Here is a 12254-nt window from a genome sequence, read left to right on the forward strand (position 1 = left end):
TGCCGGCTGCCCTCAATAGACTGTTGCCACCCCTCACAGCCTTCACTGCAACGGTCAACCATGCTCACGGTCTACAGCAGCGATCACCATCTGCACCGCGGCGTCGAACTGAAGGACGGCGCGATCACCGATTCGTTCGAGAACCCCCTTCGCGCCGAAACGGTGCTCGCGCAGGTCCGCGCGGCCGGCCTCGGCGACGTGATCGCGCCGCGCGCGTTCGACCGCTCGAGCTATGCCGGCGCGCACAGCGCGCGCTATGTCGACTTTCTCGCCGGCGCATGGGACGAATGGGCCGCGACCGGCCGCACCTGCCAGGCGCTGCCGCTCGTGTGGCCGGTGCGCGCGATGCCGTCGGCGGCGACGCTGCCCGACTTCATCGACGGCAAGCTCGGCTTCTTCGCGATGGATGCCGGTGCGCCGATCAACGCCGGCACGTGGGACGCGGTGAGCGCGAGCGCGAACTCGGCGCTCACCGGCGCCGACCTGCTGGCGAACGGCAGCGCGCGCGCGGCGTTCGCGCTGTGCCGTCCGCCCGGCCACCATGCGGGCCGCGAGTACATGGGCGGCTACTGCTATCTGAACAACGCGGCGATCGCCGCGCAGCACGGCATCGCGAGCGGTGCGGCGCGCGTCGCGGTGCTGGACGTCGACTTCCACCATGGCAACGGCACGCAAGACATCTTCTACGAGCGTTCGGACGTGTTGTTCGCGTCGCTGCACGGCGAGCCGGCGGTGTCGTATCCGTACTTCTCGGGCCATGCCGACGAGCGCGGCGCGGGCGCGGGCGAAGGCTTCAACCTGAACCTGCCGCTGCCGAAGGGCACGCAGTGGGACACCTACTCGGCGGCGCTCGGCCAGGCCACTGCCGCGATCGCGAAGCACGCGCCCGACCTGCTCGTCGTGTCGCTCGGCGTCGACACGTTCGAGCACGATCCGATCAGCCATTTCAAGCTGCGCTCGCCCGACTACCTGCGGATCGGCGCCGCGCTCGCGCGCCTGAACCTGCCGACGCTGTTCGTGATGGAAGGCGGCTACATGGTCGAGGAAATCGGTATCAACGCGGTGAACGTGCTGCTCGGCTTCGAAGGGCGCGCGTGAGCGCATCGCTTTGCCCGCAATCGACGATGGTACGGATCACGAACCAATAGCGAAAAGGAAGGAGACGAACATGAATCGGAATCGGCATCGGAACAAGGCGGCATGCGCGGTCGCGCTGGCGTGTGCACTATTCGCGCTGTCCGCGCACGCGGACGAGATCGTGCGCATCGGGCACGTCGCGCCGCTGACCGGCGCGATCGCGCATCTCGGCAAGGACAGCGAGAACGGCGCGCGGCTCGCGGTCGAGGAAATCAACGCGAAGGGGCTCGCGATCGGCGGCAGAAAGGTCACGCTGCAGCTCGACGCGCAGGACGACGCGGGCGACCCGCGCACCGCGACGCAGATCGCGCAGCGGCTCGTCGACGACAAGGTGGTCGGCGTCGTCGGCCATCACAACTCGGGTACGTCGATTCCCGCATCGCGCGTCTATCGCGACGGCGGCGTCGTGCAGATCTCGCAGGCCGCGACCAACCCGACCTACACGCAGCAGGGCTTCAAGACGACCTATCGCGTCGTCGCGACCGATGCGCAGCAAGGGCCCGCGCTCGCGATGTACGCGGCGAAGCACCTGGGCATCAGGACGGTCGCCGTGGTCGACGATTCGACCGCGTACGGGCAGGGCCTCGCGACCGAGTTCGAAAAGGCGGCGAAAGCGGCCGGGATGAAGATCGTCTCGCGCGATGCGACCAACGACAAGGCGATCGACTTCCGCGCGATCCTCACGAAGATCAAGGGCGAGAACCCCGACGCGATCATGTACGGCGGGATGGACGCGACGGGCGGTCCGCTCGCGAAGCAGGCGCGCCAGCTCGGCATGCGCGCGAAGATCCTCGCCGGCGACGGCGTGTGCTCGACCGACCTGCCGAAGCTCGCGGGCCCGGCATCGGACAACGTCGTGTGCTCGGAAGCCGGCATCGCGCTCGAGAAGATGCCGGGCGGCGCGGCGTTCGTGAAACGTTACGAGGCGCGCTATCGCCAGCCGATGCAGGTGTATGCACCGTTCTCGTACGACGCGGTGTACATCATCGTCGACGCGATGAAGCGCGCGAACTCGACGGACCCGGCGAAGGTGCTCGCCGCGATGCCGGCGACCGACTATCGCGGCGTGATCGGCGAAACGAGCTTCACGCCGCAGGGCGACCTGAAGCACGGTGCGATCTCGGTATTCACTTACAAGAGCGGCAGGAAGGCGCTGCTCGATATCGTCAGGATGTGATGCGAGCGGGGCGCACGGCGCAGCGCGCCATGCGCGCTCGTGCGCCCCGAGGTCTTACGACGCCTGTACGCGGCGCGGGTCGGCTCGGCGCTGCTGTTCGGCGTCATGCACGATGTGCAGTTCGCGCGTGCGGATCGGCAACGCGCAGTCCGCATCGGCGAGCGTCTTGCGCACCTGGCGCGCGAGGCGCCAGCGCATCGCCCAGAACTTGTCGGTGTGCGTCCACACGCGCATGTTCGCGATCGCCGTGCTGTCGTCGAAGCGCATCACCATCACGTCCGGTGCCGGTTCCGTCAGCACGTCGGGATCGGCTTCGGCCAGCGCGCGCAGCGCGTCGAGCGCGCGATCGATGTCGTCGTGCACCGACACTTCCACCTCGAGATCGAGACGGCGCGTCGGATTGCGCGTGTAATTGCGGATCGCGCTGCCCCACAGCGCGCTGTTCGGCACATATTCGCAGATGCCGTCCGGCTTCGTCAGCCGCGTCATGAAGAGGCCGACTTCGTCCACCGTCCCCGCGACGCTCGAGCCGCCGTCGATGTAGTCGCCCACCTTGAACGGCCGCAGCAGCAACAGCATGATGCCGGCCGCGATGTTCTGCATCGTGCCCTGCAGTGCGAGCCCGATCGCGAGGCCGGCCGCGCCGAGCACCGCGACGATGCTCGCGGTTTCGATGCCCAGCTGCGACAGCGCGCCGACGATCGCGACGATGCGGATGCCCCACACGGCGACGTCGCAGAGGATCGGCCGCAGCGTGTCGTCGACGCGCTCCTTGTTCGCGAGCAGCCGGCTCAGCCAGTTGCCGATGCGTTTCGACAGCCACCAGCCCGCGACGAGCAGCGCGAGGGCGGAGCAGAGCCTGAGCGACAGCGTGGACAACGCGTTCCACAGGAACGTCCAGCGTTCCGGATGAAGATGATCGAGAAACATGACGGGATTCCGGGTTGAGGACAGAAGGCGCGACGGGCGGCGCACCCGCCGTGGCCCGGCGGGCATGCGCGCGTGCGCGGGCAACCCTCGACTGTACAGCCATGCGGGGTGTCACGCGACCGAAGGGGCGCATCCCGCGCATTTTTACGGCGACTTTTGTCTTTCGTTCATGTACTAAGACAACATCTGAACAAATCGGATTGGTCCTATTCGGCGATGTTGGTCGCGCCAGTACACTCGCCTCCAGGCTACCGGATCGCGACGCTCTTTCCTCCGCGATACCCGGTTCATTTCAAATTTTCATGGATAGCGAGTGACGACGCGATGCGGTTCGACCTGTGTTTACGTCTCGCACGCGAACAAGGTCGATCCGCGCAACGCGGCGCCATCCGCTTTCCCGTTCGCCGCGCGCTGTTGCGCGGTGTCATCGCGGCGGCGTGGCTTGCCGGCACACAGGGCGCGATGGCGCTGGCATCCTCCGGTGCCGTGCCGTCCGCGCCCGTGGCGGCGCAAGCGGCTGACCTTGTCGACGTGCCTTTCTTCAATTCCGCCCGCACCGTCTGGGGCGGCTTGCTTGCGTCGACGGTGGTTCCGCGCATCGTGGCGGATGCGCAGGCGGTGCGTGTGCGTGCGGAGGCCTATCCCGGCATGTTCGTCGTGCGTGCCGGCGCCTGTGCGCCGTACGTTGTCCTTTGCGATGCGGCACGGGGTGCGATCGAGCGGGGTTACGCAGGGCGTTTCGATTATGGTTTTGCATCGCATCTTCCCGCGATCGGCACGCCTTCGGCATTCGCATCGCGTCGGGTCGAGCTGGCGTCCGCGCAACCGTTCGTGCTCGCGGAGCGGGAGAGCGGCGCGCGGGCCGGTGCGATCACCGGCAGCCTGCATGCGTCGCTGGCGCGCGCCGAATTGCCCGACGGTGTCGTGGCGCAGCTGACGCGCATGTTGGCCGGTCGTATCGACCCGAAGCTGCACGGCGCGACCGGCGACACCTTCCGTGTCGCATTCGAATCCGATGACGATGCGGCACTGCCGGACGGCGTGCGCGTGACGGCGCTCGACATCCGCTTTCGCGGCCGGCGCGTCGCGGCCGTGTGGTTCGCCCCCGGAGCGGCGGTGCCGGGCGCCTATTACGATCTCGACGGCATGCCGTTCGACGGCACCCGGTTCGCGATGCCGGTCCGGTCGACTCGCACCAGTTCGCGCTTCGGCGCGCGCGTGCATCCGGTGACCGGCGCGCGCCACGTGCATTCGGGCGTCGATCTCGCCGCGCCGACAGGGCGCGCCGTCCATGCCTCCGAGCGCGGCGTCGTGACGTTCATCGGCACCGAGCCGGGCGGTTACGGCAAGTATGTGGTGATCCGTCATGACGGTGGCTATGCGTCGTACTACGCGCACTTGTCGGCGTTCGAGCCCACGCTGCGAACCGGTGCGCGGGTCGCCCGAGGTCAACGGGTGGGCGCGGTCGGCAGTACCGGGACCGCGACCGGCCCGCATCTGCACTTCGAGGTCCGCCGACACGGCCGTCTTGTCGATCCGACCGGCCTCGTGCAGGCGGCGAAGGCAGCGAAACTGAAGGGTGAGCAGCGTGTCGCGTTCAACCGCGTGGCCTACGCCGCGCGCACGCAGTTGGCCGCGGCCAGCTTGACGTCGCCGCTCGCGATGTCGCAGCGTGGCGCCCGGCGTGACGGCTGATGTCGCGACGTCGCGCGTGCTCGCCCGGCGTACCGTGTGCAGGCGCGACCACGTCATGTTTCAGGCTATCCATCTGGTGCTCGTCATGCCCGTATGCGATGTTCCCGGCGGGCATCGGAAGCAATAAAGGCAAGCGCCTGGCGAATCGGCGCCCGGTGCTTGCCTTCCGTTTGACGGTCAGCCCGTCAACCCAGCGGCCAGTTCAGGATCGCGATGCCGTCGTTGTAGTCGCCGTCCGTACCGTCTTCGGAGCCGACCAGTCCGAAATAGGTCTTCTTGAAGATGTCGACCTGGCGCGAACCGATCTTCGACGGCTTGCCGTTCGCCGTCACGACCACGCGCACCTTCCCCTTGCCCGAGTTCACGATCTGCGTGTTCAGGTTCGCGTCCTGCGTGCCGGCGCCCTGGAACGTTGCGGCCGGTTTCGGGTTGTCGTCGACGAAGACTTCGATCGTCTGCTGCGCGGACGAATTGACGAGCGCCGTCACGCCGAATGCAATGTTCGGCGGCAGGTTGAAGATGCCGTCGCGTTCGCCGCCGCCGGTCGTCGTGGTGTCCGGTTGCGTGGGTTGCGGTTGCGGCGTCGCCTTCGAGAAGTAGTTGACCACCGCACCGACGCCGAATTTCGCCGCCGCGCCGGGCAGCACGCCGGGCGCGCCGGCCCACGTCACCGTGCAGGCGATCACCTGCCCGGCCGTATCGGCCTTCACCTTGTTCTGCCAGCTGCCGACATCGAAGCTGTACGGGATGGTCGCGATGTCGACGAACACATCGTATTGCGGCAGCTTTTCCACGAGCTGCGCGGTCATGAACTGACGCATCCGGTCGAGCACGGCCTGGTCGCCGTTCGATTGCACGGCGGTTGCATCGTTGCCGGCAAGTTGCAGCAGGGCGTACAGATCGTCATGGGTAAACGGTTGTGACATGTCTTCCTCGTCTTGATGGAATGTCTCGCATCGCGCGGCCGGTGAGCGGATCTCGCCGTCGTCGCGCGCGGAGCGCGGCGTGGGACTGCAAATGACTGCTCGAATGAATCGCTTCACAACGGGTGGCCGGGGCGGTTGGCCCCGTCGCCATTGCGGCTTCGACGGCGGCGCGCACGCCTTGCCGCGCCGCGCATCGCCGGGTTCAGCCCAGCGGCCAGTTCAGGAACACGATGCCGTCGTTGTAGTCGTCGTCGGTGCCGTCTTCCGAGCCGACGATTCCGAAGTACGACTTCTTGAAGAGATCGATTTGCCGCGAGCCGAGGCGCGATGGCTTGCCGTTCGCCGTCACGATCACGCGTACGCGCCCCTTGCCGGAGTCGAGCACTTTCGTGCCGAGGTTCTGGTCCTGCACGCCCGCGCCCTTGAACGTGGCGGCCGGTTTCGGGTTGTCGTCGATGTAGATGTCGATCGTCTGGTCGTTCGCCGCGTTGGTGAGTGCGGTCACGCCGAACTTGATGTTCGGCGGCAGGTTGAACGTGCCGTCGCGTTCGCCGCCGCCGCCGATGTTGCCGGCACCGCCGCCGGTTTCGGTGCCCTGATTCCCGCCGCCTTGCGACGACGATTGCGCGGCCGTGTCACCGATCGCGGAAATGCTCGCGTACGAATCGATATGCATCGCGCTGCCGCGCACGCTTTTCCACTGCCCTTTCACGAACGTGACGCCGCTCCCGACGTCGATCGTCGCGACGAGCGTGAACGGCATGCGCCCAGTGCTTTCGGGCACCTTCGACGAATAGGTGAAGCAGCCGTCCGCGACGACGCCTTTGTCGGTCGCGATCGCGAAATAGATGCCGGGGAAATTGTTGCCGGTCGCGTACGGCGTCGGCACGTTGAGGATGACCTGCAGTTTCCCGTCGCGAATCTCTGCCTTGGCGATGTCGATATGCAGGCCGGGGATGTCGACGTACGTCTCGGACGTGACGACGGGTGCGCTGTTGATCGAAGCCGAAAGAAGCGGCATGGAAGTCTCCTGTGATAACGCTGTTCTGGATTGGGGTGCTGCGTGAGGGCCCGCTTGATGGGCGCGAACCGCTGGCCGGCCAGACGACGGTGGGCCGGCACGGCGCGGCCGCCGATCGTGCGTCAGGTCAGCCGATCGGCCACTGCAGCACGACGATGCCGTCGTTGTAGTCGCTGTCGTGACCGTCTTCCGACACGACGATCCCGAAGTTGACGGTGAACGGCGAACCGTCCGATTTCTTGCCGCTGATCGGCGCGAGGCGCGCATCGGTGGCCGACGTCTTGCCGTTTACCGTCACTTCGAAGCGGAGCTTGCCGTTGCCCGAATTCAGCGTGGCCTCGCGCGGGCCGTCGCGCGTGGTCAGCTTGTGATAAGCGGCCGGTTCCTTGCTGTCGCCGATGAAGAGCTTGATGTGCTGCTGCTCGGCAGCATTCGCGAAGAAAATCGCGCGGAAGTCGGTGTTCGGCGGAATCGAAAACTCGCCGGCGCGATTCGAGGACGTTTGAGAGTCGGCCATGCTTTCCTCCTGGAAGTCGATGGATAAGGCACTTCACCGTGTCTCGCAAACGCTTGCAGTTTCAAACACGGTTCAGTCAGCATGGCGAAAAATAAATGAAAAAATATTCGACCGGGAATGGGAATTGTTCAGAAAATCGGAAACCGAAACAGTCCGATTTAATGATGAAAATTCAATGGAGTGCCGTTCGATATATCTCGGAAATTATATCGATGCGTGTCACGCTTTTTTGAATAATGGCGGGGTGTGCAGGCGGGAATGAAGGGAATGGCGGGAGGGATCCGGCTTCGGCGCAGACGCTCGGCGTTCGCATATGGCAGCGTGTTGTTTCAACATCGTCTTTCCCTGTCGTGGCCGCGCCCACCGGCCACCATCGAGCGCCCGCGCCGAAGCCGGATCGCAACGAAGCGGGGTGCGGCGCCGATGAAGCTCGATGACCGGCTCACTCCGAACTTGAACAGGGCATTTCACCGGCACCGCACCCGACGAAGCATATCGGCCTGCTGTCGCGACGCCTATCGGACGAGGATGATTTTTGCGCGCGATATTACCGGACGCCGGCCTGATATACCTGACAGGCGATCAATTTTGAGATTAGCGGTATCGTGCAAGACGCGCGTGCGCTCGCTATTCGGCGGCATTATTCATTCAATCGGCCCGTTACCGGGCCCTCACGAGGACAGTGCGATGACGAAACCCGATAGTCTGAAAGGCGAGATCAAGGGACAGGCACAGGACGCAGACCGTCACAACCTGGCGCGGCCCGCCGTGAACGGCGCGTTGTGGGCGCGCGGCCTGACGACGCAGCGCGTGGCCGACCTGTTCAGGACCCTGCCCGGCCTCCCGGGGCACTGGATGCAGCTGCAGAACGAAGTCAATGCAGGGAACCGCTATTTCTACGGTGTCCAGAACGGTCACCAGACGACCGACGAAGGAAAGGAACTGATTCGCTGGATTGCCGATGCGGTGGTCAGCGCCGCGCAGAAGGCGGGATTCGATTTCCCGTTGCAGCAGCTCAGGTTTACCGCCGACACGGGGTGGCTGAAGCTTCAGCGCGTGTCGGGGCGGGTGATGGTGTTGTCGAGGCCGTGAGCGTCGCCGATGGTAGTCGAAGTGCCGGCGTGTCGGCGGTCGAGTCGGTCGCGGCTGCGGGAACGCGCGCTGCCATCGACGATCGATCGTGGCCTCGAGCAGGCTGCCGACGACATCACTGACCGAAACGCTGCGCCACCGCATCCTTCAATCGCGCGGCGGTGAGCTCGCCCATGTGCGATTCGACGAGCTCGCCTTTCGCATTGAAGAACAGCGTCGTGGGCAGCCCGCGCGATCCGTACGCATGCATCGCATGCAACGACGGATCGAGCAGCACGTTGTCGAAGCGCAACCCCTGCTGTTCGAGGAACGCGCGCACGGCCTGCGCGTTTTCCCCCTGGTTGAGCATCAGCACCGTAATGCCCGGATGATCGCGTTGCGCCTGTTCGAGGAGCGGCATCTCGCGCCGGCACGGTGCGCACCACGTCGCCCACAGGTTCACCACGACCGGCTTGCCTGCAAAGCGTTGCGGCAGGACGGGCGTCGCATCGAGCGCTTCGAGCCGCAGCGCGGCGAACGGCGGCGCGGTGCGCTGCAGTGTCGCCAGCGTGCCTTGCGCGATGCCCCACGCGGCGAGGCCCGCGACGATGCCGGCCGCCACGGGTTTGCGCAGCGCGGGCAGGCGACGCAGCCGCCAGACGGCGAACGCCAGTGCGGCGGCGATGCCGATGCGCCAGTCGAAGCCGCCGTCACCGAGCGCGACGATGGCGCGCGGCGTCGTCGCGTAGTCGCGCCACCATTGCGCGACATAGCCGATACGCGCGGCGACCAGCCCGAGCAGCAGCACGTCGAGGATCAGGCTCGACGCGCTCTTGTGATGTCCGTCGGGCGGGCGGCGCTGGATGAAACGGGCAACGAGCCACGCCAGCAGCGCGGCGGCGGCTACCGCGACGACGCGGATCGAGAAGGGACCGATGCTCAACATGGGGAGAAAAGGGTGCGGGGATCGTGGATCGACCGGCGAACGCGATGCCGTCGACGGTCATGTGACGTTTCGACCCTACGGGACGCACACGGGTTCCCTTGGCGACCGCGCGCCATGCACCGCCCGACGCGTGCGAATCGCATGCCGGGCGCCGGCATTCAGGACGACGTCGTTTTCGTCGAAGTCTTGCGACGCATCAGGCCGCCGACGTTCGCGCAGGCCAGGTAATTACTGCCTGCTTCCGCTCGAGCCGGAAGGCGCACCGCCAAGCCGGTACGCGGTAAAGAATTCGTACCACGGCGAACCCTGTCCGGCCGGCACGCCGAGTGCCGACGTCCGCTGCTTCAAGGCCGCGAACACATCGTTGATGCGCGCGGCCTGTTCGGCATCACTGAACGGACGCGGCTTCGCCCTGCCGGCCGCGAATGCGCCGTAGGCGATGGCGAGCAGGCGCGCGCCGTCGTCGATCGAGGTGACGGACCCGTTGATCGCCTCGACGAAGCGCGGCCGGTCCGCTTCTCGCGATGCGGCGATGCACTGAAACACGATCGCCGACACTTCGTGCAGGTCGCTCGCGCGCAGCAATGCCGGCAGGCGCGCAGCGATCCGGTCGGCCGGTTCCTCATGCAGCGCGGCGGCGAAGTCGAGCACGGCGGCCATCGGATTGCCGTCCTGCTGCACGCGATCGAGCGCCGATGCGGGCGCCGCCGCCGCTTGCGCGACGTCGCCGGGCGCGGCGCGCAGCACGTCCGCGACCTGCCGTTGCCACGCCGGAAAGATCATCCGCACGTTGCCGAACTGCTCGCCGCCTTGCGCGGCCGGATTCCACCGATAGACGATCGTGCCGCCGCGAATGAACGGCGAATACAGATGCTCGGGCGTTTGCGGCAGCGGCCGCCCGTTGATCGGCAGCCATGCGAGCGTGAGCCAGTCGTAGCGGCCGGTGGCGGGCACCGACGGGCTGGAACTCGCGACGACCTGCCAGGTGCCGCGGTTCGCGTAACGCCGACGCGCGTCGGGCACTGCGACGGTTTGCCGTTTCGCGGTATCGAAGTAGGTATTGCCGGTCACGTTTTCGCCGCTGTCCGGGGCCGGCGTGAGGGTGGCGATGACCCACGACGACCCGTCGGCCGAACGATAGTCCGACGGCTGCAGCGTGGCGACGTCGTGCACCATCCGCGTTTCGGCGGCGACGGGGCTCGGCGGCAGATCGGCGGGGCCGGCGACGATACTCGGCATGGAAGTTCCTCGGAATCGGGGGTGTATCGGCACGCGCGCCGAACGCGAACGATGTCCGGCGGCGCATGTCGTCCGTCGTAACCACTGTAGAACGCCGCCGCCGGAAACGGAAACCGGCCGCGGCGGCCTCGTGCCGCGCGACGCGCTCACGCGCACCGCCGCTTCGGCTTACCATGCGCATCCTGAACCAGCACGACGAACACCGATCGGGAGCCAACATGACCGACAGCAAAGCCATCACGGAACACTGGACGCACGTCGCCGACCAATGGATCGACTGGGCCGGCAGGCCGGGCCACGATGCGTTCTGGAAGTATCGTGACGGGCTGGCGGCCTACCTCGGCCGCGGCACAGGTCGCGCACTGGAGATCGGCTGCGGCGAGGGACGCGTGAGCCGCGAACTGAAGGCGCTCGGCTACGACGTGACCGCTAGCGACGCGGTGCCCGCGATGCTCGACGCCGCGCGTCGCGCGGCATCGGCGCACCGCTACGCGCTCGCCGATGCCGCCTCGCTGCCGTTCGATCCGGCCAGCTTCGACATCGTGATGGCATACAACGTGCTGATGGACCTCGACGACATGGCGGCCGCGTTGCGCGAGGCACGTCGCGTGCTGAAGCCGGGCGGGCTGCTGTTCGTGTCGCTCGTGCATCCGTTCCGCGATCGCGGCCGTTTCGCGGGGCCACAGCCCGACGCGCCGTTCGTGCTCGAAGGCACGTATTTCGGCAGCGAGCATTTCGAGGGCGTGGAAACGCGCGACGGGCTGTCGATGCACTTCGCGGGCTGGTCGCTGCCGCTCCAGGCCTATATGGATGCGCTGGAGGCGGCCGGCTTCGCGATCGTGTCGCTGCGCGAGCCGCTGCCCGATCGCGCCGACACGGACACGCTGAAGCAGTGGTCGCGCGTGCCGCTGTTCCTGTGGATCAAGGCGCGGCCGCTGGATTGAAACCGTCGCGGCCGCGCGGCGTGCGGCCTGCGGCCTGCGGCACGCCGCATGATCAGCGCGGCAAGACTTTCCGGTAGATCACGAATCCGGTTTTTTCCGCGACGGTGTCGTAGAGCCGCATCGCCGTGCGATTCGTCTCGTGCGTCTGCCAGTACACGCGTTCGGCGCGCTGCGCCTGCGCGGCGTCGTACACGGCTTCGATCAATGCGCGGCCCACGCCCTTGCCGCGTTCGCGCTCGAGCGTGAAGAGATCCTGCAGATAGCAGGTCGGCCCGGCCAGCGTCGTGCTGCGGTGATACAGGAAATGCACGAGCCCGACGAGCCGGCCGTCGCGTTCCGCGACACGCGCATGCACGGGCTCGTAGCCGTCGAAGAAGCGCGACCACGTGAGCTGCGTGATCTCGCGCGGCAGCGCGGTATCGCCGAAGCGGCCGTAGAAGCGGTTGTAGCCGTCCCACAGCGGCAGCCAGTCGTCGAAATCGTCTTCGCGGACTCGGCGTACGGTCAGGCCGGTGTCGGTAGCGTTCATGGTCGCGAACCTTTCGAGGATGGATGGAATGAAGCGTTGCCGGCACGACCGGAAACGCGCGCAGACCTCTACGATAGAAAGTTCGTGGCACCATGTGTAGACCCATGACATTCACACATTCT

Annotated in this window: 13 protein-coding genes; 6 read left to right on the forward strand and 7 right to left on the reverse strand. The window is 66.6% G+C overall.

The features are described from left to right. Positions 1-60: 60 nt before the first annotated feature. Positions 61-1098, forward strand: a complete 1038-nt coding sequence (locus DIE16_RS17815) for a histone deacetylase family protein (protein ID WP_124487082.1) — start codon at positions 61-63, stop codon at positions 1096-1098. Positions 1099-1168: 70 nt separating this feature from the next. After that, entirely contained in the window at positions 1169-2314 is a 1146-nt protein-coding gene (locus DIE16_RS17820; RefSeq protein WP_124892940.1) for a branched-chain amino acid ABC transporter substrate-binding protein, read from the forward strand. 54 nt (positions 2315-2368) lie between these two features. Here DIE16_RS17820 and DIE16_RS17825 read toward each other — a convergent pair whose 3' ends face one another. Continuing rightward, positions 2369-3244, reverse strand: a complete 876-nt coding sequence (locus DIE16_RS17825) for a mechanosensitive ion channel family protein (RefSeq protein ID WP_124892942.1) — start codon at positions 3242-3244, stop codon at positions 2369-2371. 324 nt (positions 3245-3568) lie between these two features. Between DIE16_RS17825 and DIE16_RS17830 the strand changes: the two genes are divergently transcribed. Beyond that, on the forward strand, positions 3569-4939 hold the full coding sequence (locus DIE16_RS17830) for a M23 family metallopeptidase (protein ID WP_124892944.1): 1371 nt from the start codon (positions 3569-3571) through the stop codon (positions 4937-4939). A 185-nt stretch (positions 4940-5124) separates the two neighbouring features. Here DIE16_RS17830 and DIE16_RS17835 read toward each other — a convergent pair whose 3' ends face one another. The 3 genes from DIE16_RS17835 to DIE16_RS17845 all read right to left on the reverse strand — a co-directional run bounded on the left by DIE16_RS17835 (position 5125) and on the right by DIE16_RS17845 (position 7403). Continuing rightward, entirely contained in the window at positions 5125-5865 is a 741-nt protein-coding gene (locus tag DIE16_RS17835) for a fucose-binding lectin II (RefSeq protein ID WP_124892946.1), read from the reverse strand. Between the two features lie 202 nt (positions 5866-6067). Further along, complete coding sequence (locus DIE16_RS17840) at positions 6068-6886, reverse strand: fucose-binding lectin II (RefSeq protein WP_124892948.1); 819 nt, start codon at positions 6884-6886, stop codon at positions 6068-6070. A gap of 127 nt (positions 6887-7013) precedes the next feature. Continuing rightward, complete coding sequence (locus tag DIE16_RS17845; RefSeq protein WP_124529316.1) at positions 7014-7403, reverse strand: fucose-binding lectin II; 390 nt, start codon at positions 7401-7403, stop codon at positions 7014-7016. Between DIE16_RS17845 and DIE16_RS17850 the strand changes: the two genes are divergently transcribed. After that, positions 7402-7665: a hypothetical protein gene (locus DIE16_RS17850; protein ID WP_124892950.1), complete on the forward strand. Its 264-nt coding sequence runs from the start codon at positions 7402-7404 to the stop codon at positions 7663-7665. The genes DIE16_RS17845 and DIE16_RS17850 overlap by 2 nt on opposite strands. Positions 7666-8090: 425 nt before the next feature. Then, on the forward strand, positions 8091-8495 hold the full coding sequence (locus DIE16_RS17855) for a hypothetical protein (protein ID WP_044845438.1): 405 nt from the start codon (positions 8091-8093) through the stop codon (positions 8493-8495). A 115-nt stretch (positions 8496-8610) separates the two neighbouring features. Here the strand turns inward: DIE16_RS17855 and DIE16_RS17860 are convergent, their stop codons facing one another. Both DIE16_RS17860 and DIE16_RS17865 read right to left on the reverse strand, forming a co-directional pair. Then, entirely contained in the window at positions 8611-9420 is an 810-nt protein-coding gene (locus tag DIE16_RS17860; RefSeq protein ID WP_124892952.1) for a TlpA disulfide reductase family protein, read from the reverse strand. Between the two features lie 228 nt (positions 9421-9648). After that, on the reverse strand, positions 9649-10659 hold the full coding sequence (locus DIE16_RS17865) for a hypothetical protein (protein WP_124892954.1): 1011 nt from the start codon (positions 10657-10659) through the stop codon (positions 9649-9651). Between the two features lie 218 nt (positions 10660-10877). On the opposite strand from DIE16_RS17865, the gene DIE16_RS17870 reads away from it, so the two are divergent. Beyond that, the gene (locus tag DIE16_RS17870; RefSeq protein ID WP_124529310.1) at positions 10878-11603 is read left to right on the forward strand and encodes a class I SAM-dependent methyltransferase; all 726 of its coding nucleotides are present in this window, start codon (positions 10878-10880) and stop codon (positions 11601-11603) included. 52 nt (positions 11604-11655) lie between these two features. Here DIE16_RS17870 and DIE16_RS17875 read toward each other — a convergent pair whose 3' ends face one another. Next, positions 11656-12132 (reverse strand): GNAT family N-acetyltransferase, encoded by a 477-nt coding sequence (locus DIE16_RS17875; protein WP_124892956.1) that lies wholly within the window; start codon positions 12130-12132, stop codon positions 11656-11658. Positions 12133-12254 lie beyond the last annotated feature (122 nt).

This window comes from Burkholderia sp. Bp9090 (assembly GCF_003857985.1).
Taxonomy (GTDB): Bacteria; Pseudomonadota; Gammaproteobacteria; order Burkholderiales; family Burkholderiaceae; genus Burkholderia.

Coding starts and splice junctions, on each gene's coding strand:
- DIE16_RS17845 (WP_124529316.1), bottom strand. CDS start 7,403: ATGGCCGACTCTCAAACGTCCTCGAATCGCGCCGGCGAGTTTTCGATT.
- DIE16_RS17850 (WP_124892950.1), top strand. CDS start 7,402: ATGCTTTCCTCCTGGAAGTCGATGGATAAGGCACTTCACCGTGTCTCG.
- DIE16_RS17860 (WP_124892952.1), bottom strand. CDS start 9,420: ATGTTGAGCATCGGTCCCTTCTCGATCCGCGTCGTCGCGGTAGCCGCC.
- DIE16_RS17815 (WP_124487082.1), top strand. CDS start 61: ATGCTCACGGTCTACAGCAGCGATCACCATCTGCACCGCGGCGTCGAA.
- DIE16_RS17855 (WP_044845438.1), top strand. CDS start 8,091: ATGACGAAACCCGATAGTCTGAAAGGCGAGATCAAGGGACAGGCACAG.
- DIE16_RS17830 (WP_124892944.1), top strand. CDS start 3,569: ATGCGGTTCGACCTGTGTTTACGTCTCGCACGCGAACAAGGTCGATCC.
- DIE16_RS17835 (WP_124892946.1), bottom strand. CDS start 5,865: ATGTCACAACCGTTTACCCATGACGATCTGTACGCCCTGCTGCAACTT.
- DIE16_RS17875 (WP_124892956.1), bottom strand. CDS start 12,132: ATGAACGCTACCGACACCGGCCTGACCGTACGCCGAGTCCGCGAAGAC.
- DIE16_RS17820 (WP_124892940.1), top strand. CDS start 1,169: ATGAATCGGAATCGGCATCGGAACAAGGCGGCATGCGCGGTCGCGCTG.
- DIE16_RS17840 (WP_124892948.1), bottom strand. CDS start 6,886: ATGCCGCTTCTTTCGGCTTCGATCAACAGCGCACCCGTCGTCACGTCC.
- DIE16_RS17870 (WP_124529310.1), top strand. CDS start 10,878: ATGACCGACAGCAAAGCCATCACGGAACACTGGACGCACGTCGCCGAC.
- DIE16_RS17825 (WP_124892942.1), bottom strand. CDS start 3,244: ATGTTTCTCGATCATCTTCATCCGGAACGCTGGACGTTCCTGTGGAAC.
- DIE16_RS17865 (WP_124892954.1), bottom strand. CDS start 10,659: ATGCCGAGTATCGTCGCCGGCCCCGCCGATCTGCCGCCGAGCCCCGTC.